Raw genomic sequence first — 24,618 nt, 5'->3', positions numbered from 1 at the left:
ACCACGGTCGCGCGACGCCCGCCGGCTACTAGGAACCGGCGGGCGTCGTCGTCTCGGCGATGCCCGGCCGCCGGTCGCCCACCACCGACCAGGAGTGTCACTTATCGGTCTGCCGTGCTCGGCGCGGTCGTCGAGGGGTCGGGGCCGTCCGCTCCGGCGGACCCCTCGACCGGTCCCGGGCCGGCCGAGACCCCCGCCGGTACCAGTGCTTCGTCCGCCCGCGGGGCGCCCGCGCCGTCGAGGTCGGCCTCGACACCGTCGGGGGAGAGGGCAGCGGGGCGCCGCCGGATGCGGTCCCACGTGCGTCGGAGGACAGGGGCCAGACGGCGCTGCACCCCCTCGTAGGTCACGTCGCGGACGAAGATCGCGTCGATCGCGATCATGGTCATCGAGAAGTACATGAGCCCCATGAGCACCCCGATCCCCAGGTGCATGCCCGTGATGGCGACGAGGGCCAGGATGCGGGTAGGGCGGCGCAGCAGCAGGAACGGGAAGAACAGCTGCACGAACACCGCGCTGTAGCTGAGGATCGCGACCAGGACCCCGGAGCGACCGATCAGCTCGGTGACCTGGGGCCACGTCGAGAACTCGTCGAGCTGGAACACGTAGTAGATCGCGGTGCCGTGCTGCCACATGCCGCCCTGGATCTTGTACATCGCCGAGGCGACGTAGACCACGAAGATCTGGAAGGCGATGAGCAGGACCGCACCGTTGTGCAGCAGCGTGCCGAGCCATGCCCAGGACGCGAACCGCGAGGGCGTGCCGGAGGCCCGGGCTGCGCGCCGCCGTCGGGCGTCGAGCGACCACCTGCCCGACGTGTCCGCGAAGAGCATGTACACGAGCACGATCCGCATGAGCTGGATGCCGCCGTCGCCGATGAACGGGTTGGTCCGGAACAGCGCGATGTAGAGCACCAAGAGCACCGGGATCACGATCCGCGAGCGCCACCCCAGGACCAGCAGCACCGAGAGCGCGACGAGCGCCAGGTACTGGAGGTCGAATGCCCAGGCCGGCGCGGACCCGTTGAAGAACAGGTCGAGGAAGGCCGGGAGCTCGTCGACGTCGACCCGTCCCTGGGCGAAGCTGCGCCCGGCTCCCCACGCCAGGCTCCGGTCGCCCCAGCCCGCCACGAGCTGGACGACCAGGATCAGGCCGAAGCCGATGCGCAGCACGGCCGTCCCGTAGGAGGCCTTGCGGGAGTCGAGCATCCAGGACTCGCCGGCCGCGTACGTCGTGCGGAGCCAGGTGGTCGCGCTCTTCACCGTCGCGCTCATGAGACCCACCCTCCGAAGACGCTGCTGAAGCCTGCACGGGCCTCGGGGGTGACGGGCGAGGGATCGCGCCAGCCCAGCCGGGTGAACTGCTCCTCGGGGCGCTGGACGCGCGGCACGAGGCGCTGCTCGAACGGAACCACGCCCTGGGTCGAGGTGCTCATCTGGATCGCGACGAGCTCGGTGCCCGGCCACAGGTCGTGGGCGGCCTGCGTGCCGAACAGGTACAGGGCGTCCTCGGCCAGCAGGTACGAGTCGATGCCGCTCACGCTCGCCCCGGTGCCCAGGAGCGCCTGGGTGAGTTCCTGGCGCCCCTGGCCGCCCTCGGGGGACGCGACGTGGTCCGCCTGGACCACGGCCTGCTGCTGCCCCACGAGTGCGCCGTACGCCGAGGTGTAGAAGCGGTTGACGCTCACGGGGATGCGCCACGTGCGCGTCGGCAGGATCTGGTGGCGCACCTGCTCGTTGAAGACGTCTCCCAGGTTGACCCACTCGGACACCGACTCGGCGCCCTCGGCGTCGCGCGTCGAGGCGCGCACCCAGACGCGCAGGTCGACCGACTGCGGGTCCGGGGCGAAGATCTGCCAGTTCTGCCCGAACAGGGGACGCATGTGCGCGGTCGTGACGGGCGCCGCCTCCTGGCTGAGGGACGAGCTCGGCGCGGCGTACAGGAACGTCGAGAGCATGTGGAACGAGACCGCCGCCACCACGACGACCATGGTCGCGCGCTGCACGACCGTGCGGGAGCGTGCGGTGCTCACCCGTGTACCTCCACGTCGAGGACGGCCCTGGCGACCGCGTTGCGCAGAATACTAACCAGTCCTAACGATTCAAGGAAGCCTTGACTCGAGGGAGTCTTGCACGCGGGCCCGGACGCATGGACGCCCGCTGGGGCGAGGAGGAGTTCCTCGCCCCAGCGGGCGTCGGTACGTCAGAGCGCAGGAGGACTGCGCCGAGGACGTGGGGTCAGGCGTTCGTCACCACGAGGGCGACGTTGTGGCCGCCGAACCCGAACGAGTTGTTGATCGCGGCGATGTCGCCCGCGGGCAGCTCGGCGGGGACGTCGCGCACCAGGGGGACCTGGAGCTCGGGGTCGGGCTGGGCGACGTTGATCGTCGGGGGAGCCAGGCGCTCGTGCACGGCCTTGACCGTGAAGATGGTCTCGAGGGCGCCCGCGCCGCCGAGCAGGTGCCCGGTCATCGACTTGGTCGCCGAGAGCAGGACGTGGTCCGCGTCGTCGCCCAGCACCGAACGGATCGAGCGCGTCTCGGTGAGGTCGCCGACCTTGGTCGAGGTCGCGTGGGCGTTGACGTGCACGACGTCGCGCGCCTGCACCTCGGCCTCGCCCAGCGCGCGGGTCATCGCGGCGACCTGACCACGACCCTCCGGGTCCGGGGAGGTGATGTGGTACGCGTCCGAGGACAGGCCCACGCCGCCGATCCGGGCGTAGACGCGCGCACCACGGGCAGCAGCGTGCTCGGCGCTCTCGAGGACCACGATGCCCGCGCCCTCGCCGATCACGAACCCGTCGCGGTCGACGTCGTAGGGGCGCGAGGCGCCCTGCGGGTCGTCGTTGCGCAGCGACAGGGTGCGCGAGGCCGCGAACGCGGCGATGGGCATGGGGTGGATCGTGGCCTCGGTGCCGCCGGCCACGACGATGTCGGCGCGGCCCGCACGGATCATGTCGACGCCGTACCCGATGGCCTCGGCGCCCGAGGCGCAGGCCGAGACGAGCGCGTGCGCACCGGCGCGTGCACCGATCTCGAGCGAGACGTAGGCCACCGCCGAGTTCGGCATGAGCATGGGCACGGTCATGGGCAGCATGCGACGGGCGCCGCGCTCCTTGAGCGTGTCCCAGCCGTCGAGCGTGGTCCAGATGCCGCCGATGCCCGACGAGACCACCGCGCCGAGGCGGTCGCCGTCGATCTCCGGGCTCCCGGCGTCGGCCCAGGCCTCACGCGTCGCGATCATCGCGTACTGCGTGGACGGGTCCATGCGCTTGATCTCGGGGCGCGTGAGGACGTCCTCGGGCTTGACCTTGATCTGCGCGGCGAACGTGACGGGGATCTCGTAGCGCTCGGCCCAGTCGTTCTCGAGGGTGCGCGCGCCGGACTGCCCGGCGAGCGCCGCGGCCCAGGTGGAGGCCACGTCCCCGCCGAGCGGCGTGGTGGCACCGAGACCGGTGACGACGACTTCACGGACGGAGGTCATGGCTGCTCCAGATGAGTGAGGGGGAGGAAGGGGGGCGGGCAGGCCGGCGGTCGTGGACCGCCGGCCCGCACCGGCTGGGCCGCGAGGGCCCGGCGCCGATCAGCTGGCGAGCAGCTGATCAGGCCTGTGCGCCCGTGATGAAGGACACTGCGTCTCCGACGGTCGCGAGGTTCTTGACCTCTTCGTCGGGGATGCGGACGCCGAACTTGTCCTCGGCGTGCGTCACGATCGTCATCATCGACAGCGAGTCGATGTCGAGGTCGTCCGTGAAGGACTTCTCGGCGAGGACGGCGTCCGTGGGGAGGCCGGTCTCTTCGCTGACGATCTCCGCGAGACCAGCGAGGACTTCCTGCTCGGTGTAAGCCATGGGTTTCTCCTTGTGATGGGTGCCGGGGCCGTCCGGCACCGGGAACTTGCAGTGGAACAGTGGAAAGGTCGTACGTGCCGGTCCCGTGCCCCGCGCGGACGCGGACCGGGGACAGACAGGATGATTCTCCCCTACGGGAGGACGATCACCTGCGCCGCGTAGACGAGGCCCGCTCCGAAGCCGATCTGGAGCGCGAGGTCGCCCGACCTCGCCTGGCCCTCGGAGAGCAGCCGGTCGGTCGCGAGCGGGATCGAGGCGGCCGACGTGTTGCCGGTCTCCGCGATGTCGCGCGCGACGGCCACCGACTCGGGCAGGCCGAGCTGCTTGATCATCTGGTCGATGATGCGCATGTTGGCCTGGTGAGGGATGAACGCCTGGACGTCCTGGGCGGTCACGCCCGCCGCGGCGAGCGCCTTCTCGGCGACCGGGGCCATCTGGAACGCGGCCCACTTGAAGACCGTCTGCCCGTCCTGGCGCAGAGTCGGCCAGCCGAGCTCGGGGTTCTCGCGCAGGGCCGACCAGGCGTGCGTCTGGCGGATCGCGGGGGCCTTGCCGCCGTCCGACCCCCAGATCGTGGGGCCGATGCCCGGGGTGTCCGACGGGCCGACCACCGCGGCGCCCGCGCCGTCGCCGAGCAGGAACGAGATGGTGCGGTCCGTCGGGTCGACGAAGTCGCTCATCTTCTCCGCGCCGACCACGAGCACGTGCTGCGCGGCTCCCGAACGCACCAGGGCGTCCGCCTGGGCGATCCCGTACGTGTACCCGGCGCAGGCCGCCGAGAGGTCGTACGCCGCCGCCGGGGTCGCGCCCAGCCGGTCCGCGAGCACCGCGGCCGCGGACGGCGTCTGGTGGAAGTAGGTCGTGGTCGCGAAGAGCACCGCGTCGACGTCGCCGCCGGTCAGGCCCGCCGCGGCGAGCGCCTTGCGCGCAGCGCCTTCCGCGAGGTCGACGACGTCGACGTCGGCGCCTGCGCGCCGGCGCGTGACGATGCCGGTGCGCTGGCGGATCCACTCGTCCGAGGAGTCGATCGGTCCCGCGAGGTCGTCGTTCGTGACGACGTTCTCGCCGCGGACCCCGCCGATGCCCAGGACGCGCGAGTACTCGGCGCCCGCGGCCTGGCGGATCGTCAGCGCGCTCACGCGGTGGCGCCGTCGCCGGACGGGGCGTCGCCCGTGGTCGACGAACCTGCCGCGTCGCTGTGGCGCGCGATCAGGTCGCGGGCCTTGTCGATGTCGGCGGTCGACTTGACCGCGACCGTCTCGACGCCGGGGAGCGTGCGGCGCGCGAGGCCCGTCAGGACGCCGCCCGGTGCGAGCTCCAGGATCGCCGTCACGCCGAGCGACGCGAGCGTCTCCTGGCACAGGTCCCAGCGGACCGGGGCGGCGATCTGCGCGGTCAGGCGCGACTTCACGTCCTGCTCGAGACCGAACAGGCCACCGGACTCCGCACCCGAGATGCTCGCGTACGAGGCGCCGTCGGCGTTCGAGAGGAGCGGCAGGCGCGGGTCCGTCGCGTCCCAGCCCGCGGCGACCGGGGCGAACGCGTCGAGCGCGGACTGCATGAAGGGCGTGTGGAACGCGCCCGCGACCTGGAGCGGGATGACCCGGGCCTTGGCCGGCGGGTTGGCCCCGAGCGCCGTGATGCCCTCGAGCGAGCCCGCGGCCACGACCTGCCCGCCGCCGTTGACGTTGGCGGGCCACAGGCCCGCGGCCTCGATCGCGGCGAGGACCTCCTCGGCGTCGCCGCCGACGACCGCGGCCATGCCGGTCGGCGTCGCGGCGGCTGCCTCGGCCATGAAGCGGGCGCGGGCCGTCACGAGGCCCACCGCGGCGGCGTCCTCGAACACGCCCGCGACGGCTGCGGCCGCGAACTCGCCGACCGAGTGGCCTGCGGTCACGTCGACGACCTCGCACGTGTCGCGGCCGTCGAGGATCGTGCGCAGCGCGATCAGCGAGGCCGACACGATGAGCGGCTGGGCCACCGCGGTGTCACGGATGGTGTCGGCGTCCGACTCGGTGCCGTGGGCACGCAGGTCGAGGCCGGACGCGGCGGAGAACGCGTCGAGCTGCGCGGGGACCCCGGGCAGCTCGAGCCAGGGGGCGAGCATTCCGGGGGACTGGGAGCCCTGTCCAGGGCACAAGACGGCTAGCACTCGTCAACTGTGCCAACCCGGCACGCCTCCAGGACGTCACGACCCGCACCAACCTTGTCCGGACCGTTTGTGCCGAACCTACAAGAGGCGCGGGATGGCGGCGTCGCCGACCGTGCCGCTGCGCCTGACCTGCACGGCACTCAGCGCCCCGCGGGCCCACCCGAGAGCTGGCCGAGCGCGAGCGCGATCTGCAGGACGAACGACTCGCGTGCGTCGAGCGGGTCCCAGCCGGTGATCTCGGCGACCTTGCGCAGGCGGTAGCGGACTGTGTTGGGGTGCACGTACAGGCTGCGCGAGGCGGCCTCGAGCGACCGCCCCGTGCCCAGGTAGGCGGACAGCGTCTCGAGGATCGCGCCCGTGCTCTCGAGCAACGGCCGGTACGCCTGGACCACCAGGGTCCGGCGGGCCGTGATGTCGCCCGTCAGGACGCGCTCGGGCAGCAGGTCGTCGGCGAGCACGGGCCGCGGCGCCTGGGGCCAGGCCGGGGCCGCGGCCAGGCCCGCGAGCGCGGCCTGCGCCGAGCGCGCGGCGTCGTCGAGCGAGGGGACCGTGGGGCCGATCACCACGGGACCCGGACCGAAGCGCGGGAGCAGCGAGGCCGCCGCGGCCTGCAGGTCGCCCTCCCCGCCCAGGACGAGGACCAGGCGGTCGCCGTGGATGCCCACGAGCGCGTCGCCCGCGGCGCGGCGCGTCGCGCGCCGCAGCTCGGCCGTGCGCAGCTCGTCGAGCGGCGCGGTCGCCGTGCCCACCATGACCAGGACCGACCCGTGGCCGCCCCAGCCGAGCGCCGAGACGCGCGAGCGCAGCGAGTCGTCGCCGTCCCCGCGGATGAGCGCGTCGACGATGAGCGCCTCGAGGCGCGCGTCCCAGGCCCCGCGGACCTCGGCGGCGCGGGCGTAGACCTCGGCGGCCGAGAAGGCGACCTCGCGCGAGTAGCGCAGCACGGCCTCGCGCAGGTCGCGCTCACCGCCGGGGATCGCGAGCTGGTCGGAGTACGCCTCGACGACCTCGACCACGATCCGGACGAGCTGCAGCGTGTGCTGGAGCGAGATGGACCGGGTGAGCTCGGAGGGTGCGGCCGCGAAGATCTCGCTCACGCCGTGCGGGGGAGAGGCCGGGTTGGCGTACCAGGTGACGAACGCCGTGATGCCCGACTGTGCGACGAGCCCCACGTACGAGCGGTCGTCGGCCGGCAGCGCCCGGTACCACGGGAGGTCCTCGTCGAGGCGTCGCAGGGCTGCCGCGGCGAGCAGCCCGCTGCCGTCGCGAAGTCGCTGCAGGTTGTCGGAGTTCCCCGTGATCGGCACGCCCCGAGCATACGGCTTCCGGGTGGCATCGTTGTGGGGAGTCCACAAAACCGGGAGCCGCGTCGTGCCGTCCTCACCCGGCGAGGAGGACGGGAGCCGCTAGGGTCGATCCATGGCACTGATGCCCCGACTACGACAGCTCATGCGACGCCAGTCCTCGGCGTCGACCGTGGGCGCTCGTCGCCCCTCCAGCGCCGACCGCCGAGGAGACACCGTGCACGAGGACGCGCTGCGCGCCATGCTCGTCGACGACCCCAACGACGAGCGCGCCTTCCAGGCGCTCGCCGAGATCGTCCGCCGGCGCGCGGCCGAGTCGCACGTGTCCGCGGACCCGCTCGCGGCCCCGGCCGACGAGAGCGAGAAGCAGCAGGCCGCGGACCTGGCGGTCTGGGCACTCGCGGAGGAGCTCGCGGGGCACCCGCGCGGCTGGTACCCGCTCGTGGAGCTGGGGCGGCTCTCGCTCGAGGACGACCAGGAGGCGGCGCTGCGACGGTTCGCGACCGCGGCCGAGCGTGACCCGTCGGGGCTCGCGCTCGCCGAGAGCATGGAGATCCTGCGCGAGGCGCACCTGCCGGTCGAGGCCCTGGGCCTCGGGGTGGGGCACTGGCGCGCGCGCGAGCACACGCCCGAGGCCGGGCGACAGCTCGTCCTGGCCGCGATCGACGCGGACCGCATCTTCGAGGCCAAGCACCACCTGGAGTCCCTCGCGCTGTACCCGGACGCGGCGGTCGTCGCCCCGATCCGGCACGAGCTCACGCTCGCGATCGCCCACGCGGAGCAGCACCGCTCGGGCACCTAGGCCCGACGACGTCGCGTCGGCAGCGCGCCGTGCACCTTTGGGTGCGCGGCGCGCCCGCGCGTCTCCCACCCCCGGACGCACCGACGGCGCCGCCACCTCTCGCGAGGTGAGCGGCGCCGTCGGGCACTGCGGTCCTGGCGCCGGTCAGACCGGCGCCAGGCGCGGGGCGGGAGCGATCAGGAGTCGCCGCCCGCGTTGCCGGACGTGCCGGCCGTGACGTCCATCAGACGGTACTTCTCGATGGCCTGGGCCGAGGCCTCGGCCGGGACCTTGCCCTGCTTCGCGAGCTGCTGGAGCACGCGCACCACGACCGAGGGACCGTCGATCTTGAAGTGACGACGGGCCGCGGCACGGGTGTCGGAGAAGCCGAAGCCGTCCGCACCGAGCACCGCGTAGTCGCCCGGGACCCACTGGCGCACCTGGTCGGGGACCAGGTGGTCGTAGTCGCTCGTCGCGACGAACGGACCCTCGGCGCCCTGGAGCTTGGCCGTCAGGTACGGCACGCGCGGCGTCGCGGCCGGGTTGAGGAACGCGTCCTGCTCGGCGGCCAGGCCGTCGCGGCGCAGCTCGTTCCAGCTCGTGACGCTCCAGACGTCCGCGGAGACGCCCCAGTCCTTCTCGAGGAGCTCCTGCGCCTCGAGAGCCCACGGCACGCCCACGCCCGAGGCGAGGATCTGCGCCTTGGGTCCCGACGCCTCGGAGACCTTGATGCGGTGGATGCCGCGCAGGATGCCCTCGACGTCGACGTCCTCCGGCTCGACCGGCTGCTGCATGGGCTCGTTGTAGACCGTCACGTAGTACATGACGTTCTGGTCGCGCCCGTCCGAGCCGTCGCCGTACATGCGCTCGATGCCGTCGCGCACGATGTGGCGGATCTCGTAGCCGTAGACCGGGTCGTACTGGACGATCGCCGAGTTGGTGCCGGCCAGCAGCGGCGAGTGGCCGTCCGCGTGCTGGAGGCCCTCACCGGTGAGCGTCGTGCGCCCGGCCGTCGCGCCGATGATGAACCCGCGGGTCAGCTGGTCGCCCGCGGCCCAGAACTGGTCGCCCGTGCGCTGGAACCCGAACATCGAGTAGAAGATGTAGAACGGGATCATCACCTCGCCCTGCGTGGCGTACGAGGTGCCGACCGACTGGAACGCGGCCGCGGAACCGGCCTCGTTGATGCCGGTGTGCATGATCTGCCCGGCCTCGGACTCCTTGTAGCTCAGCATGAGCTCGCGGTCCACGGCGAGGTAGTTCTGGCCCTGCGTGTTGAAGATCTTCGCGGACGGGAAGATCGAGTCCAGACCGAAGGTCCGGGCCTCGTCCGGGATGATCGGCACGATGCGCTTGCCGATCTCCTTGTCCTTGATGAGGTCCTTGAGCAGCCGGACGAACGCCATGGTGGAGGCGATCTCCTGGTTGCCCGAGCCCTTCTTGAGGATCTCGTACGTCTTGTCGCCCGGCAGCGTGACGGGGGCCGGTGCGGAGCGGCGCTCCGGCACGTAGCCGCCGAGCTGACGGCGACGCTCCTGCATGTACTGGATCTCCGGCGCGTCGGCACCCGGGTGGTAGTACGGGGGCTCGTACGGGTTGGCGTCGAGCTCCTCGTCCGTGATCGGGATGCGCAGCGAGTCGCGCAGCGTCTTGAGGTCGGCCAGGCCGACCTTCTTCATCTGGTGCGTCGAGTTGCGCCCCGCGAAGCCCGAGCCCAGGCCGTAGCCCTTGACCGTGTGGGCCAGGATGACCGTGGGCTGGCCCGTGTGGGCCGTGGCCGCCGCGTACGCCGCGTAGAGCTTGCGGTAGTCGTGGCCGCCGCGCTTGAGGGCCCAGATGTCGTCGTCCGACATGTTCTCGACGAGCTGCTTGGTGCGCGGGTCGCGACCGAAGAAGTGCTCGCGGATGAACGCGCCGCTCTCAGCACGGTAGGTCTGGTAGTCGCCGTCGGGCGTGACGTTCATCAGGTTGACGAGCGCACGGTCCTTGTCGGCGTTGAGCAGGGTGTCCCACTCGCGGCCCCAGATGACCTTGATGACGTTCCAGCCCGCGCCGCGGAACTGCGCCTCGAGCTCCTGGATGATCTTGCCGTTGCCACGGACCGGGCCGTCGAGGCGCTGCAGGTTGCAGTTGACCACGAAGTTCAGGTTGTCCAGGCCCTGCTGCGCGGCGAGCTGCAGCATGCCGCGGCTCTCCGGCTCGTCCATCTCGCCGTCACCGAGGAAGGCCCAGACGTTCTGCTGGCTCGTGTCCTTGATGCCGCGGTTGTGCAGGTAGCGGTTGGTCCACGCCTGGTAGATGGCCGAGGCCGGGCCGAGGCCCATGGAGACCGTGGGGAACTCCCAGAAGTCCGGCATGAGGCGCGGGTGCGGGTAGGACGGCAGGCCGCCGCCCGCGTGCGACTTCTCCTGGCGGAACCCGTCGAGCTGGTCCGCCGAGAGGCGACCCTCGAGGAACGCGCGGGCGTAGACGCCGGGGCTCGCGTGACCCTGGAAGTAGACCTGGTCACCGCCGCCCGGGTGGTCCTTGCCGCGGAAGAAGTGGTTCAGGCCCACCTCGTACAGCGTCGCGACCGACGCGTAGGACGAGATGTGTCCACCGACCCCGATCCCGGGACGCTGGGCGCGCGTGACCATGACGGCGGCGTTCCAGCGGTTCCAGCTGCGGTAACGACGCTCCATGGCCTCGTCGCCGGGGAAGTACGGCTCCTCGTGCACACCGATGGTGTTGACGTAGGGCGTGTTGATGGACGTGGGGATCGCGACGTTGCGCTCGCGTGCTCGCTTGAGCATGTTGAGCAGGACGTAGCGCGCACGAGGGCCGCCACGGTCGTCGATCAGTCCGTCCAGGGACTCGACCCACTCGCTCGTCTCAGCGGGGTCGATGTCCGGTACTTGGCTGAGCAGACCGTTGATCAGCGGTCCTGTCTCGTCAAACGAAGCCACCAGCAACCTCATATCTCGTTCGGAGCGGTATTCGGATTGAATCACGGCGCGGTACACCGTGCCCGCTCTCCTCCAACCACTCCTGCGCAGCGAGAGCAGTCGCTGGTGGCGACTGTGCCCTCCACACTCTCGGGTGGTCGAACCATTCTGTTACCCCGCAGCCAGGAAGTCACACCACAAGGGGGTCAAGGGAGCGTGATCCTCATGACACAAGAGGGTGTGGGTCGGGTGAGCAGGGGGTGAAGGTGGTGGTCGCGCGGGGTCCGGCGAGGGTGGGTGCGGGCTCGCCGAAGGCCCGACGACGGAGCCCCCGTCCGGCCGTGGGGGCACCTTCGCGCGGGCTCTGACGTTGTGCCGAGTGCGGTTCCCCGCAACACTGGGCTTCTGCGCTGGTGGAAACGCCGCACGAAACGCCCGTCCTGCTGAGGCATGCGGGAGTGCCGTGGGCTACCTTTGCCAAGCAGGGCACTGATCATCAAGCAGTACGAAGAAGGGAAAGAGACACAAGTGGGAGCGACGACGGACCCCCAGGGTGCAGGACGCCTGGGGTTCCTCTCTGGCCATGTGGTGCAGGAGTTCGGTTGGGGCGAGGACGTCGACGACGACCTGCGCGCCGAGATCGAGGAGCTCGTCGGCTCCGAGCTGGTGGACGAGGACTACGGCGACGTGACCGACGGCGTCGTCGTCTGGTGGCGCGAGGACGACGGCGACCTGGCCGACATGCTCGTGGACGTCCAGACCGTGCTCGACGACGGTGGTCTCATCTGGATCTTCACGCCCAAGGCGGGCCGCGACGGCCACGTGGGCCACAACGACCTCCAGGAAGCCGCGACGACGGCCGGCCTGCACGCGACCAGCACGTTCGCGATCGCGCCGGACTGGTCCGCGACCAAGCTCGGGACGCGTGGCCGTGGGCGCTGAGGCGCCCGAGCTCGTGGTCCGGCCCGGCGACGTCGCCCCGGACTTCACGCTGACCGACACGCACGGCACCCCGGTCCGGCTCTCGGACCTGCGCGGTGGCCCCGTCCTGCTCGTGTTCGTGCCGTTCGCCTTCTCGGGGACGTGCACGAGCGAGCTGTGCGAGCTCCGCGACAACATCGAGGACTTCGAGACCGCGGGCGTCACGCTCTTCGCGATCTCGTGCGACCCGGTGTTCTCGCTCAAGGCCTGGGCTGCGCAGGAGGGCTACACGTTCGAGCTCCTGTCCGACTTCTGGCCGCACGGCGAGGTCTCGCGCCAGTACGGGGTGTTCGACGACGAACGCGGCCTCGCGATCCGCGGCAGCTTCCTGATCGACGCGGACGGCGTCGTCCGGTGGTCCGTCGTGAACCCGCGCGGGCAGCGCCGGGACCTCGCGGGGTACAAGGCGGCGCTCGCGGAGCTCTGACACACCTCCTCGGCGGGCGTGCCGCGGCTCTGAGCCGTGGTGCGCCCGCTCGTGCGTCGATAGACCGGTGAACCGCGTGGTCGTGGGACGAACGACGACCGGTCCCACGGACCGGCGTTCGACGGGCGCCCCGGCGTGGTCCGCCCGCGGTGGCCGTGCGCCGTCGGGCAGGGGATGCCCGATCTGCGGCTGATGTGCGAGGCACGGCCGGTGACCCGGTAGGCTGTGCACCGCTGTTCTGGGGCCTGTAGCTCAGTTGGTTAGAGCGCCACGCTTACACCGTGGATGTCGGGGGTTCGAGTCCCTCCGGGCCCACCATCACAGACGTCGGCAGTGCTCCTGGTACCGGGACCACGTCCCGCCGACGAGACGCGTCGTGCCTGTGCCAGAGTGGGCGCATGGCATCTCGGCAGACCCTCGACGAGGCCGACCGTCGCCTGGTCGCACTCTGGGCCGCGGACTGCGCGGAGCGGGTCCTTCCCCTGTTCGAGGCCGAGGCTCCGGACGACGGACGCGCGCGCGACGGGGTCGAGCGCGCACGGTCGTTCGGGCGCGGCGAGCTCGACACCGCTGGGGAGATCCGCCGCCGGTTCGTCGCGGGCCGGGCAGCGCAGTCGGCGACGACGCCCGCGGCCGTCGCCGCCGCACGGGCGGCCGGCCAGGCCTCAGGGGTCGCGCACATGGGTGCGCACGCCCTCGGAGCGGCCGCCTACGCGGCGAAGGCCGCTGCGCTCGCCGCGACCGACCAGGAAGCCGGCCGTCGTGCGGAGGTCCGCTGGCAGGTCGCGCACATGACCGCGGGCGTCCGCACCGGTCTCGCACACCTGCCGCTGCTCGGCGAGGACTCCTCCGGTCCCCTGGGGGCGGGGTTGCTGGCGTCGGGGGTGCTCGCCACGACCATCCGTGAGATCCAGGCCGAGCTGTCGCGACCGCTTCCGGCTGCTTGACGGGTCCAGCGCCGTCCGCCCTCGGCCCGCAGCGTCGCGGGAGCGCCGCGGTCGGGCGTGTGGCTGACCGGTCCCAGGGGCCGGGGCGTGGGACGAACGGGCTGCCGCGACAGTCCTTCACTGACAGCAACGATGCGTGTCGGTGGCTTCTCCTACTGTGACGTCCGACGCCGCGCCGACGGAGCGCGGTCGCCCTCGGACCCCGGTCCGACGGCCCGGACGAGACGGCGGGGAAGACGTGTTCGAGAAGATCAAGGGTTGGCTCCAGGGAGGCGACGACGGCGCGGTCGAGGGCGGCGGGGCGCCGCTCGGGGTCGAGAAGGCGCGGCGCGGCGCACCGTCCGGCCGGCTGGTCGACGGGCTGAAGATCCTGGACGCGGACACCCCGGGTCTCGCGGCGCGGGCGGTCGCCTACGTCCACACCGGAGAGGGCCCCGAGCTCGTGACCGAGCTCTCGCAGCGCAGCGACGACTCGACGGACCGGCTGCTCAACCGACCCGCGACGCTCGGCGTGTGGACCTACACGAGCCAGGCCCAGGACAAGGCCATCAAGGAGCGCGTGCCCGGCTGGAACGTGGACAAGAGCGCGACGGCCCGCAGCAACCTCTACACGCTCACCGAACCCGTCGAGGTCGAGGCGCTCGTCCGTCTCGGCCGGCTCTTCGCAGCCGTCTCGCCCGACGTCTCGCGCGCCTCGGACCGGCTTCCGGCCTGGTTCGCGGCCCTGCTGACGGACGTCGCGAAGACGTGCGGCGACCGGCGCACCCGGGGCAAGGGTGACAAGCCCGGCATCCGCAGCGCCTGGACCCCCGAGCTGCTGGTCGCGATCCTGCGCGACGGCGGGGTCGCCGAGGCGAACATCCCGGCCGCCGTCGTCGCGGCGATCTTCGACCGTCCCGTCACGGCGGACTACTACGGCGACCCCCTCGCGGTGTTCGCGGCGCAGGCCGGCGTCGAGGACTACCTGGTCGCCCACCACGACGAGGTCGTGGCCGTCGCCTCGCTGCTACGCGCGACCGGCAAGGTCGAGCTGCTCCAGTTCCTGCGCGCCCAGCCCGCGGCGCGTGACGCGTTCGTCGGGGTCGTCGCGCAGCTCGCGACGGACAGCGCCAAGTCGGTGCGCGAGCAGGCCGCGGGCAACCTCGCGGCGCTGCCAGCCGCGCGCCAGGTCGAGCTTCTCGAACCCCTGCTCGCCACCATGCCCGCGAGCCGTCTCGGTGGGCTCGTGACCCACCTCGTGGGCGTCGAGGGCGGGCTCGACGCACTGCGACGCGCGCACGCCGCCGACGGCCGCGGCGCTCGCGGCACGCTGCTCTCGAACGCGCTCGAGCGCGCCACGGCCCTCGACGTCGAGAGGGTCGTGGTCGACGAGCCCCTCGACCTCCCGCCCTTCACCCCGCTGCCCGACGCCCAGCTCGGCGAGCCGTTCGTCCGCTCGGCGCGCGACGCGGTCGACCGCCGCCTCGCCGCGGCCCGCAAGGAGCTCGAGGACCTCGAGGCACTGCCCAAGGCCGAGGCTCAGAGCTGGCGGCTCTCGCACGCCCGGGGAACGGTCAAGGACCTCTCGGCGATCTCCGACGACCACCTCCGTCAGGTCGCCCAGTACCTCTCCGGGGCACTCACCAAGGTGCCGCCGCACAAGGTGCTCGTCGAGCTCCAGGCACCCGCGATCCGCAACCGCCTCGAGGGCCTGACCATGCTCCACGACATCCGCTTCGCGCGCTCGCACGGCGGGGGCCGGCAGCGGTACCCCTGGTACCAGCTCAACGCCACGTCCGACCTCGCGATGGACGTGCGGATCCTGGCCGACGGCGTCGAGCGCGCGGGCGTCCAGGACTCCGAGTCGGCCGTCGCGGAGCTCGTGTTCGACTCCTGGTTCGCCCGGGAGACGTTCGCGCCCGAGCACCTGTGGCCCTACTACGCCGAGCACCCGGCCGCGCTCGAGACCCACCTCGGCCTTCGCCCCCCGACCAAGGTCGACAGCTACAGCCGCTCCGAGCGGCTCGAGGTTGCGCTCACGATCCTCGGCGGTTTCCCCACGATCCCGAACCGCTACCTCCCGCGCCTGGCCGAGCTCGCGCTCGGGGAGGGCAAGACGCACCGCGTCGCCGCGCAGAAGGTGCTCGAGTCGCACGCCGGTGCCCGCGACCTGGCCGAGCAGGGGCTGCGCGACGGCAAGACCGAGATCCGGGTCACGGCCGCCGTCTGGCTCCAGCGTCTGGGAGACCCGGCCGCGATCCCGGCGCTGCGTGCGGCGCTCACCAAGGAACGCCGCGAGGTGGCCCGCGCGGCGCTCCTCGGAGCGCTCGAGGCGCTCGGTGACGACATCTCCACGGAGATCGCCCCCACGACCCTGCTCGCCGAGGCGACCAAGGGTCTCAAGGGCAAGGCCCCCGCGAGCATGGCCTGGTTCCCCGTCGACGGGCTGCCCCAGCTCCGGTGGGCCGCGGACGGGAAGCCCGTGCCGGCCGAGGTCGTGCGGTGGTGGGTCGTGCTCTCCGTCAAGCTCAAGGACCCCAGCGGGCTCGGCCTGGTCGCCCGCTACGTCTCGCTGCTCGACGAGCAGAGCCGCGCGGCGCTCGGCCGGTTCGTGCTCGATGCATGGATCGGTCAGGACACGCGTGGCCCTTCCGCCGAGGAGAGCCGCGCCTATGCCGACCGCGAGGCCCAGCAGCGCTACGACCGCTACCAGCACTGGTACAAGCAGCACCCCCAGTACTACGAGGCAGAGGCCTCCCGGACGGTCGACCAGCACCACCAGGACGCTTTCCGCGAGCACCAGGCCAACTACCTCGGGTCGGCCATCAACGACAAGGGGCTGCTCGCCCTGACCGTCGGCATGCCGGGTACGGACCTGTCCCGTGCCGCCCAGCAGTACCTCAAGACGCACATCACCCGACGCGCGCAGATCGAGGCGCTCGTCCGGGCGCTCGCGGCCAACGGCGACCCGGCAGCCATCCAGCTCCTGCTGTCGGTCGCGCGCCGCCACCGGCAGGCCACGGTGCAGGCGATCGCTCAGGCCCTCGCCCAGGACCTGGCCGATCGCCGGGGCTGGTCCGCCGAGGAGCTCGCGGACCGCACGGTGCAGACCGCGGGCTTCGAGGACGACGGGATCTTGCACCTGCACCTCGGCGCACGCGAGTACACGGGGCGCATCACGTCCACGTTCACGCTCGAGCTCACCAACGAGGCGGGCAAGGTCGTCAAGGCGTTGCCCGCGGCCCGGGTGGACGACGACGCCGAGCAGGTCAAGGCCGCCAAGTCGCAGCTCTCGGCGAGCAGGAGGGAGCTCAAGGCCGTCGTCGCGCTGCAGACGCAGCGCCTGTACGAGGCCATGTGCACCGGGCGCGAGTGGCCCGCGGCCGACTGGCAGGAGTTCGTGGCCGGCCACCCGATCATGTCGCGGCTCGCCGCCGGCCTCGTCTGGCTCGAGAACCCCGGTCCGGACCAGCGGGCGTTCCGCCCGGGCGACGGGGGAGCGCTGATCGACGTCGACGACGAGGACCTGACCCTCGCCGACGGGGCGACCGTGTCGGTCGCGCACGGGGTGCTGCTCGGCGCGGACCAGACCGACCGCTGGCGCGAGCACCTCGCCGACTACGAGATCAAGCCGCTGTTCGACCAGCTCGAGGTCGCGGTGCCCGTCACGGACCAGAAGGCGACGTCGATCGCGGACCGCCAGGGCTGGCTCACCGACAGCTTCACGGTGCGCGGCCGTGCGACCAAGCTCGGCTACTCGCGCAGCCAGGCGGAGGACGGCGGGTGGTTCTCGGGCTACGAGAAGGCGTACCCGAGCGTGGGGATCACCGCGATCATCGAGTTCACGGGCGCGTTCCTGCCCGAGGAGAACATCCCAGCGGCCCTCACCCAGCTGGTCTTCCGCCGCACCACGCGGGCCTACGGGCAGAGCGCCGAGGCGCGCCTCGCGGACCTGCCGCCCGTCCTGGTCGCGGAGTCCTACCGCGACTACCTGACCGTCGCTGCCGGTGGCAGCTTCGACGCCGAGTGGGAGAAGAAGAGCGCATGGTGACCACACCGACCGCCGCACCGAGCAGCACGCCCCCGGTCCTCGACCGCGAGGCGACGCAGGAGATCCGCCCGCCCGCCGAGGTGCGGTTCGCGCACGAGCTCGCTGCTCTCGAGGCGGCCGACCGGGCCAGGGGAGCAGAGCTCCCGCCCGGCTGGCGGCTCAGCCCGCGGGCCGTCCGTGCCTTCGTCGTGGGCGACGCGGAACTCGGGGTGCGCCGGAAGTTCTACGGCGACGACCCGCTCGTGGACCGTGCCGTCGTCTCCCTGCTGGGACGCCAGGGCCTCATGCTCGTGGGCGAGCCCGGCACCGCGAAGTCGATGCTCTCCGAGCTGCTCGCGGCCGCGGTGAGCGGCACGTCGAACCTCACGGTCCAGGGCACGGCCGGCACCACCGAGGATCACATCCGATACTCGTGGAACTACGCGCTACTCATCGCCGAGGGACCCAGCGAGCGCTCGCTCGTGCCGTCGGCCGTCCAGCAGGCCATGAGCGCCGGGAAGATCGTCCGGTTCGAGGAGATCACGCGCTGCGCCCCCGAGATCCAGGACACCCTGGTCTCGATCCTGTCGGAGAAGCAGCTCATGATCCCCGAGCTCGGGAGCGAGGCGCGGGTCTCGGCCCGGCCGGGGTTCAACGTGCTCGCGACCGCGAACCTCAAGGACCGTGGCGTGCACGAGATGTCGGCCGCGCTCAAGCGACGGTTCAACTTCGAGACCATCAAGCCGCTGACGGACCGCCAGTTCGAGATCGACCTCATCGAGGCGCAGCTGACCGCCGAGCTCGGTGCTCCCGCCGACCGCCCCCCGCTCTCGCGCGACGTCCTGGACGTGCTCGTCACGGCGTTCCAGGACCTGCGGACCGGGGCCACGAGCAACGGGGCGCCCGTCAAGCGACCCGAGACCGTGATGTCGACGGCCGAGGCCGTCAACGTCGCGGTCGCGGCCTCGCTCGAGGCGCGCTACCTCGGCGACGGGACGGTGACCCCCGCCGAGGTCGCGCGCCAGCTCGCGGGCGTGGCCTCCAAGGGGGACGAGGAGGACGCCCGTCGGCTCCGGCACTACGTCGACAACGTGGTGCGCGAGCGTGCGCGGCGCGACCCGCGCTGGAAGTCCTTCCTCTCGGCGGCGGAGTCCCTGTGGCAGTAGCACCCGTGCCGGTGCGGGCGGCCTGGGAGCTCGCGCCCGAGCGGATGCAGCGTGCGGTTGCGGGCGTCGAGGCGCTGCGGGACGAGGGCATCTACCTCGCCCCCGTCCGGCACCACAGCCCGGCGTGCGCGCTCGCGGTCGAGGCGCTCCTCGACGAGGTGCGTCCCGCCGTCGTGCTCATCGAAGGGCCCGAGGAGTACGGCCGGCTGCTGCCCGCGCTGCTCGACCCCCGCACGCGCCCTCCCGTCGCCGTGCTGAGCCTCGGGACCGACGGCAAGGGGGCGGGGTTCTACCCCCTCGCCGAGTTCTCGCCCGAGTGGGTCGCGCTGCGCACGGCCGACCGGCTGGGAGCACAGGTCGCGTTCGTCGACCGGTCCTGGGCCGCGCGGGAGGAGGCCGCCGCGCCGGGTGCGTCAGACGCGCCCGACGCGCCCGACGCACCGGGCGAGGACGAGGACGACGCGTTCGCCCGGACCCTGCAGTCCGAGCGCAACCTCGCGCACTCGCGGACCGTCGCGGCCATCGCGGAGCGTCTCGGGTGCCGTGACCACGACGAGGTGTGGGACCACCTGTTCGAGGCACGCACGCGCGAGCAGCTCACGGACTGGCGCGAGCTCTTCGACGACGTCTTCGCGTGGGCGACGCTCGCGCGCCTGGACTACGAGGAGGAGGTGCTCGACGCCGACGGGTCGCTCGCACGGGAGGCCCTCATGTCCGCCCGCGTCGCCGAGCACAGGGCTCGGGTCGAGGGGCCCGTGGTCGTCGTGACGGGCGCGTTCCACACGCTCGCGCTCGTCGAGGCGCTCACCGGGGCGCCCGAGGGTGAGGCGGTCGTGGGCCGCCGTCCGGCAGGCGGCTACGGCGACCCAGCCGCCGCCGACGCCTGGCTGATCCGCTACGACCACGAGCGGCTCGACGGCCTGCGCGGATACGGCGCGGGCATGCCCTCGCCCGGGTACTACGAGCGTCTCTGGGCCGCGCACCGCGACCCCGCCGGGCCCTCGGCGCTCAGCACCGCGCTCCTCGTCGACGTCGCGGCCGCCGCCACGACCCGTGGCGCGCAGGTGAGCTTTGCCGAGGTGGCGTCGGCGGCCGAGCAGGCGCGTCGTCTCGCCGACCTGCGCGAGCGGCCGTGGCCGGGGCGCACCGACCTGCTCGACGCCCTCACCTCGTGCTTCGTCAAGGACGACGGCGGGCTCGACCTGGGTCTGGGACGTCCCCTCGGGCAGGCCGTCGCCGAGGTGTTCGGCGGCCGGGCTCTGGGTGAGGTCCCGCCGGGGCTCGCGTCGCCACCGCTCGTCCAGCGCGCCCGGGAACAGGCCGAGGCGCTGCGGCTCGTCGTGACCGACTCGACGCCGCGCCGCACGCGCCTCGACGCCCGGCGCACGCCCCGGCACCGGGAGCGCCGGGCCTTCCTCGCGCTCATGGACTTCGTGGGGAGCGGGTTCGCGCACCAGGTCTCGGGTCCTGACCACGTCTCGGGCCGCGGTCTCGGGCTGCTGGTCGAGGAGTGGGAGTACGCCTGGACGCCGCTCGTCGAGGCCTCCCTGGTCGAGCTCTCGCACCAGGGGGCGACGCTCGAGGCCGTCGCGGTGCACCGCCTGCACCGGCTCGAGCACGAACTCGCGACGACCGGCCGCTCGGCGCTCGGGGTCGCGCGACTCGTCGCGCAGGCCGTCGTCCTGGGGCTCACCGACCACCTCGACCGGCTCGTCGCTCTCCTGCGGGCCACGCTCGACGTCGACCCGTCGCTCGAGTCGGTCGTGGGCGGGCTGCACCGCCTGGTCGACCTGTGGGACGCGCGCGTCGAGCTCGGCCTGGACGAGCACGCCACGGAGCTGCTCGACCTGGTCGACCACGGCCTGGCGACCGCCGCCTACCTGGTCCCCGGCCTGGGGAAGGTCGACGCGGACGCGGAGCCCGCGGCCGTCGGGACGCTCGTCTCGCTGCGCGACCTCCTGCGCGAGGCGCACCGCGCGGGCGATCGTCCCCGCGTGCCCGACGGCGGCGCGCGGGCTCTCGCGGACGCGCCCGGTACGGGCGGAGCACCCGGCCGCAGCGCACGAGGCGTCGAGCCCGTGCGCCGCGAGCTGGACCGTCTGCGCGAGGACCGCGGCACGGCCCCAGGAGTCCGGGGAGCCCTCGTGGGGCTCGCCGCGGTCGACGACGCCCTCGACGACGACGTGCTGGTCGCCGAGGTGCGCGCCCAGCTCAGCCCCGGCGCGGACCCGGTCGCCGCGGTCCGCTTCCTCGGGGGGCTGCTGCGGGTGGCCCCCGACCTCCTGCTGCACACCCCCGAGCTGTTCGACGCGGTCCACGCCGGGCTGCGAGACCTCGACGAGGCCGCGTTCCTGGCCGTCCTGCCGGACCTGCGCCGCGCCTTCACGTGGCTCAAGCCCGCCGAGACGCACCGGCTCGCGCAGCAGGTCGCCGAACGCACGGGGACCCGCGCCGAGCGGATCGACGTGCACCTGGCGGCGACCGAGCAGGACCTCGAGGCGGGCCTCGCGCTCGAGCGCGAGCTCGCCGCGATGCTCGACCGCGACGGCCTCGGTGCCTGGGGCGGCGGGACGCGTCACGCGCACGCCGGCTCCACGGGCCCGGCCGCCGACCGGACGCTCGACGACCAGGCCGACCACGACCTCCAGGAGAACTACTCGTGACCGCCCCGCACACCGACCGCGACAGCGCCCGCCGCCCCGGTGGTGGCGCCGCCGTCCCCGTGACCGGCCTCGCGGTCGGCCCTGCGACCAGCCAGGTGACCGACCTGGAGGCCGCCCGCCGCTGGCGGCTCGTCCTGGGACGCTACGCGGCCCAGGAGCTCCAGCAGGGACCGGGCGACGCCGGGATCGAACGAGCGCTGCAGTACCTCTACGACCGCGAGTACGTCGAGCGCGGCCACCGTCTGGGCACGCAGCCGGGCGCTCGGGGCGGCGGAGGGAGCCTCGATCCCTCGGCGCTCAAGGCGCTCGACTGGCTCGGCCAGGCGCGCACGCTCTTCCCGCGCGAGACGTTCGAGCGCATGCAGGTCGACGCGGTGAGCCGCTACCGGCTCACCGAGCTGCTCGCCGACCCGGACGCAGCCGAGGCCCTCGAGCCCAGCCGCGAGCTCGCGACCGCGCTGCTGCAGGTCCGCGGCCGGCTCGACGAGCGTGCCGCGGCCGGGCTGCGGTCCGTCATCGCGCGCGTGGTCGAGGACATCGTGCGACGGCTGCGCCCGCAGTTCGCGACCGCACTGAGCGGACGCAAGGACCGGTCGCGGCGCTCGATGCACAAGGTCAGCCAGAACTTCGACGGCAAGCGCACGCTCCAGGCCAACCTCTCGCGCTACGACCCCGAGTCGGGCCGGCTGATCGTCCAGGACGTGCGGTTCGTGTCCCGGGCGCGTCGCACGCTCACCTGGGAGGTCGTGCTCGTCGTCGACCAGTCGGGGTCCATGGCGGCCTCGCTCCTGTACAGCGCGGTCTGCGCGGGCATCATGTCGGCCCTGCCAGGGATCACGGTGCGGCTCGCGGTGTTCGACACCAACGTGGTCGACCTGTCGCACCTCGCGCACGACCCGGTCGCGGTCCTCCTCACGGCCCAGCTCGGGGGAGGCACCGACATCGCCAAGGCCATGCGCTACGCCGAGCAGCAGGTGACGAACCCGAGCCGCACGGTCGTGGTGCTCGTGAGCGACTTCGAGGAGGGCGGGTCGGTGGCCCAGCTCCTCGCGTCCGTCCGGCGGCTCGCGGAGTCGGGCGTCCGGCTGCTCGGCCTCGCGGCGCTCGACGAGTCCGCCGAGCCCGTCTACGACCAGGGCACGGCGCGTCGCCTGGCCGAGAGCGGCATGCACGTCGCCGCGCTCACGCCCGAGCGGTTCGCCGAGTGGCTCGGGGAGGTGCTCGTATGACGTCCGCCTGGTTGGCCGTGTTCGCGGGGTACGACGACGCCGCGCTCGTCGCGCTCGGCAACGCGGGCCTGCTGCGGCGCGCCCGCAAGGACCTCGCCGGGGGAGAGGTGTCGCTCGCGTCGGAGTCCCCGGACGAGGTCGTGGTCGCCTGCGGGTCAGCGGTGGTCCGGCTCGGACCGAAGGGTCCGGTCGCCGCGTCGTGCTCGTGCCCGACGGCGGGCGTGTGCCAGCACGTCGTGGCCGCGTGCCTCTGGGCCCGCGAGCGCCCGGACGGCTCGTCGCCCGAACCCGTCGCGGACGACGGCAGCCGTGGGGCTGTGGCGGCGGACGGTGGAACGGTCGACGGAGGCGGCGGACGCGGCGCCCCCGCGGGCCCCGGTCCCGGACCTGCCGAGACCGGCGAGGCTGCCGACCCTCTCGCCGCGCTCCTCGACCTGACCCCGGCCGCAGTGTGCCGGGCCGCGGGCAAGGTGGCCGTGCGGCGGGTCGTCGAGCGTCTGCCGAGCGTGCTCCTCGCGGGAGTCACGGAGGAGGGTAACGGCATCACGGACGCGTGCGAGCTCGCGATCGACGGCGCACGGCTCACGATCTCGTGGCCGAGCGGCGGTCCGTCGACCAGCGTCGTCTTCGTCGCCCCCGCGGGGTACGGCGGCATGGTCGTCGCGGGGAGGTCGACCGCCGCCGACCAGGCCGCCGCACGCCTCGAAGCGGTCGTCCGTGTCTTCGCGCGCGAGGGCCGCGCGTGGTCGTGGCCCCACGAGATCGAGGTCGAGCGTTCCGGCGAGCTGACCACCGCCCAGCGGGCTGGGCTCGAGGAGGCGAGCGCCGTCGTCGGGCACGTGGTCGATGCCGGGCTGTCCCACCTCGGTGCCGACGCCGCCGACACGCTGCGCGGCGCGGCCGGGCGTGCCCGGCTCGTGGGCCTCCTGCTGCTCCACCGGCTCCTGCTCGTCGCCGCAGGTCTCGTCGACGGGCTCGCGTCGCGCGACGACGACGTGACCGAGGCCGACGCGCTGGGCGCGCTCGCCGAGGCGTGGGCGCTCGCGGCCGCGCTCCGGGACGCGCCTGCCGGGGCACTGCCGGACCTGGTCGGCGCTCCCGCCCGGAGAGGGCGCGGCACCGCGGCCGACGAGGACGACGAACGGCCCGGGCGCCTCGTGCCGCTCGGGGTGCGGTGGTGGCGCGCCGCGAGCGGGGCGCGCGGCATGACCCTCACGGCCTGGGACCAGGTGCACGGCGTGGTGCGCACGGCCACTGCCGCGCGCCCGTCGGGAGCCGACCCGGCGTTCCGTCGCGACGTGGACCTGCCGATGCTGTGGGGGGCCTCGGTCGCGAGCGTCTGTGCGGGACCGTTCACGCTCGAGGCCCCTGAGATCCGCCACGACGGGTCCCTCAGCGTCACCGCGCGCACGCGTCGCGTGGGGGGTGAGAGATTCGACGTCGAGGAGCTGCGCACCATCGCCGGGCGGCTCCAGGACACCGCGACCACCGGGGTGGTCGGCTTCGGTCGAGCGGCCCGCCGGGTGCGTCTGGTCATGGTGCGCGAGACGGGGGCCGTCGGGGTCGAGGAGGTGCGGCGTGAGGTCACCTGGCCCGTCATCGCGGCCGACGGCGCGACGCACGTCCTGCGCGTCGCGGTCGACCAGGAACGGAGCGTCGAGGCGCTGCTGTCGGTCGTCGCGTCGCGCCGACCCGTGGTCGCGGTCCTCGTCGAGCGCGAGCCGGGCGGGGGAGCGGACGAGCCCGTGGGCATCTTCCTGCGCGACGGCACGGGAGGGCTCGAGCTCTATTCGCCCTCGATGTCGCCCGTGTACCGCACGGCGCCGGGCTGGACCGCGATGCGTCGCCTCACGGCGCGGATCGCCGCGCTGCGCAAGGCGTCGACGACCACGCACGTCGCCGAGCCCGGCGACCGAGGGCCCGTCGTGCGGGTCTGCGAGCCCGCGCTCGAGGTCGTCGACTCGCTCGGGGCGACGGGCCGCCGTCGCCTCACGGGATGGCAGCACGAGGCGCTCACCACGCGCCAGCGCCTCGCCGGGGACCTCGGGATGGCGACCGTCGAACGATCCGTCGCGGACCTGCTCGCCGACCCCACGACGGAGAACGTGCTGCGGGCGAGGTTCGTGCTCGGTCGGGCGCTCGCGCTCACCGGACGGTAGGTCGGGGCAGGAGGAAGGCACCCGGGC

At 73.1% G+C, this 24,618-nt stretch carries 17 protein-coding genes and 1 tRNA gene; 10 read left to right on the top strand and 8 right to left on the bottom strand.

Annotation, left to right across the window (positions count from 1 at the left end; all coding sequences use genetic code 11):
* Window positions 1–101: 101 nt before the first annotated feature.
* From ACFWGN_RS12400 to ACFWGN_RS12370, 7 genes are all read right to left on the bottom strand, one after another.
* A complete protein-coding gene (locus ACFWGN_RS12400; RefSeq protein ID WP_377617146.1) occupies window positions 102–1,274 on the bottom strand; it encodes an HTTM domain-containing protein in 1,173 nt (390 codons plus the stop codon).
* Entirely contained in the window at window positions 1,271–2,032 is a 762-nt protein-coding gene (locus ACFWGN_RS12395) for a DUF5819 family protein (protein WP_377617144.1), read from the bottom strand. Before ACFWGN_RS12395 ends, ACFWGN_RS12400 begins: the two co-directional genes overlap by 4 nt.
* 205 nt (window positions 2,033–2,237) lie before the next feature.
* Window positions 2,238–3,482 (bottom strand): beta-ketoacyl-[acyl-carrier-protein] synthase family protein, encoded by a 1,245-nt coding sequence (locus ACFWGN_RS12390; RefSeq protein ID WP_377617142.1) that lies wholly within the window; start codon window positions 3,480–3,482, stop codon window positions 2,238–2,240.
* Between the two features lie 118 nt (window positions 3,483–3,600).
* Window positions 3,601–3,849, bottom strand: a complete 249-nt coding sequence (locus ACFWGN_RS12385) for an acyl carrier protein (RefSeq protein ID WP_030151686.1) — start codon at window positions 3,847–3,849, stop codon at window positions 3,601–3,603.
* 131 nt (window positions 3,850–3,980) lie between these two features.
* On the bottom strand, window positions 3,981–4,988 hold the full coding sequence (locus ACFWGN_RS12380) for a beta-ketoacyl-ACP synthase III (RefSeq protein ID WP_377617140.1): 1,008 nt from the start codon (window positions 4,986–4,988) through the stop codon (window positions 3,981–3,983).
* Window positions 4,985–6,001, bottom strand: coding sequence for an ACP S-malonyltransferase (locus ACFWGN_RS12375; protein WP_377617138.1), 1,017 nt, complete (start codon window positions 5,999–6,001; stop codon window positions 4,985–4,987). Before ACFWGN_RS12375 ends, ACFWGN_RS12380 begins: the two co-directional genes overlap by 4 nt.
* Before the next feature lie 140 nt (window positions 6,002–6,141).
* On the bottom strand, window positions 6,142–7,308 hold the full coding sequence (locus ACFWGN_RS12370) for a PucR family transcriptional regulator (RefSeq protein ID WP_377617137.1): 1,167 nt from the start codon (window positions 7,306–7,308) through the stop codon (window positions 6,142–6,144).
* Window positions 7,309–7,420: 112 nt separating this feature from the next.
* Between ACFWGN_RS12370 and ACFWGN_RS12365 the strand changes: the two genes are divergently transcribed.
* Window positions 7,421–8,107: a hypothetical protein gene (locus ACFWGN_RS12365; RefSeq protein ID WP_377617136.1), complete on the top strand. Its 687-nt coding sequence runs from the start codon at window positions 7,421–7,423 to the stop codon at window positions 8,105–8,107.
* Between the two features lie 176 nt (window positions 8,108–8,283).
* On the opposite strand, the gene aceE is transcribed toward ACFWGN_RS12365, so the two are convergent.
* Window positions 8,284–11,031, bottom strand: coding sequence for a pyruvate dehydrogenase (acetyl-transferring), homodimeric type (aceE, locus tag ACFWGN_RS12360; protein WP_191805558.1), 2,748 nt, complete (start codon window positions 11,029–11,031; stop codon window positions 8,284–8,286).
* Window positions 11,032–11,538: 507 nt separating this feature from the next.
* On the opposite strand from aceE, the gene ACFWGN_RS12355 reads away from it, so the two are divergent.
* From ACFWGN_RS12355 to ACFWGN_RS12315, 9 genes are all read left to right on the top strand, one after another.
* The gene (locus ACFWGN_RS12355; protein ID WP_056651057.1) at window positions 11,539–11,952 is read left to right on the top strand and encodes a DUF3052 domain-containing protein; all 414 of its coding nucleotides are present in this window, start codon (window positions 11,539–11,541) and stop codon (window positions 11,950–11,952) included.
* Window positions 11,936–12,418, top strand: coding sequence for a peroxiredoxin (locus tag ACFWGN_RS12350; protein WP_318244655.1), 483 nt, complete (start codon window positions 11,936–11,938; stop codon window positions 12,416–12,418). Before ACFWGN_RS12355 ends, ACFWGN_RS12350 begins: the two co-directional genes overlap by 17 nt.
* A 241-nt stretch (window positions 12,419–12,659) precedes the next feature.
* Window positions 12,660–12,736: transfer RNA gene (locus ACFWGN_RS12345), tRNA-Val, on the top strand.
* Window positions 12,737–12,816: 80 nt separating this feature from the next.
* The gene (locus tag ACFWGN_RS12340; protein ID WP_377617133.1) at window positions 12,817–13,365 is read left to right on the top strand and encodes a putative immunity protein; all 549 of its coding nucleotides are present in this window, start codon (window positions 12,817–12,819) and stop codon (window positions 13,363–13,365) included.
* A 238-nt stretch (window positions 13,366–13,603) separates the two neighbouring features.
* The gene (locus ACFWGN_RS12335; RefSeq protein ID WP_377617131.1) at window positions 13,604–17,395 is read left to right on the top strand and encodes a DUF4132 domain-containing protein; all 3,792 of its coding nucleotides are present in this window, start codon (window positions 13,604–13,606) and stop codon (window positions 17,393–17,395) included.
* Complete coding sequence (locus ACFWGN_RS12330) at window positions 17,389–18,540, top strand: AAA family ATPase (protein WP_377617129.1); 1,152 nt, start codon at window positions 17,389–17,391, stop codon at window positions 18,538–18,540. The genes ACFWGN_RS12335 and ACFWGN_RS12330 overlap by 7 nt, the downstream gene beginning before the upstream one ends.
* The gene (locus ACFWGN_RS12325) at window positions 18,531–21,203 is read left to right on the top strand and encodes a DUF5682 family protein (RefSeq protein ID WP_377617127.1); all 2,673 of its coding nucleotides are present in this window, start codon (window positions 18,531–18,533) and stop codon (window positions 21,201–21,203) included. Before ACFWGN_RS12330 ends, ACFWGN_RS12325 begins: the two co-directional genes overlap by 10 nt.
* Window positions 21,200–22,432 (top strand): VWA domain-containing protein, encoded by a 1,233-nt coding sequence (locus ACFWGN_RS12320; protein WP_377617125.1) that lies wholly within the window; start codon window positions 21,200–21,202, stop codon window positions 22,430–22,432. Before ACFWGN_RS12325 ends, ACFWGN_RS12320 begins: the two co-directional genes overlap by 4 nt.
* Entirely contained in the window at window positions 22,429–24,591 is a 2,163-nt protein-coding gene (locus ACFWGN_RS12315; RefSeq protein ID WP_377617124.1) for a hypothetical protein, read from the top strand. The genes ACFWGN_RS12320 and ACFWGN_RS12315 overlap by 4 nt, the downstream gene beginning before the upstream one ends.
* Window positions 24,592–24,618: the final 27 nt, after the last annotated feature.

Origin of the sequence: Oerskovia sp. NPDC060338, assembly GCF_042726295.1 — a bacterium.
GTDB lineage: Bacteria > Actinomycetota > Actinomycetes > Actinomycetales > Cellulomonadaceae > Oerskovia > Oerskovia merdavium.
Note: the sequence above shows the minus strand (reverse complement) of the source record. Positions and strands in the feature narration are given on the sequence as shown.

Bases quoted from the DNA above. Each gene is read 5' to 3' on its own strand.
- ACFWGN_RS12390 (WP_377617142.1), bottom strand. From the start codon at position 3,482: ATGACCTCCGTCCGTGAAGTCGTCGTCACCGGTCTCGGTGCCACCACG.
- ACFWGN_RS12385 (WP_030151686.1), bottom strand. From the start codon at position 3,849: ATGGCTTACACCGAGCAGGAAGTCCTCGCTGGTCTCGCGGAGATCGTC.
- ACFWGN_RS12330 (WP_377617129.1), top strand. From the start codon at position 17,389: ATGGTGACCACACCGACCGCCGCACCGAGCAGCACGCCCCCGGTCCTC.
- ACFWGN_RS12340 (WP_377617133.1), top strand. From the start codon at position 12,817: ATGGCATCTCGGCAGACCCTCGACGAGGCCGACCGTCGCCTGGTCGCA.
- ACFWGN_RS12400 (WP_377617146.1), bottom strand. From the start codon at position 1,274: ATGAGCGCGACGGTGAAGAGCGCGACCACCTGGCTCCGCACGACGTAC.
- ACFWGN_RS12365 (WP_377617136.1), top strand. From the start codon at position 7,421: ATGGCACTGATGCCCCGACTACGACAGCTCATGCGACGCCAGTCCTCG.
- ACFWGN_RS12315 (WP_377617124.1), top strand. From the start codon at position 22,429: ATGACGTCCGCCTGGTTGGCCGTGTTCGCGGGGTACGACGACGCCGCG.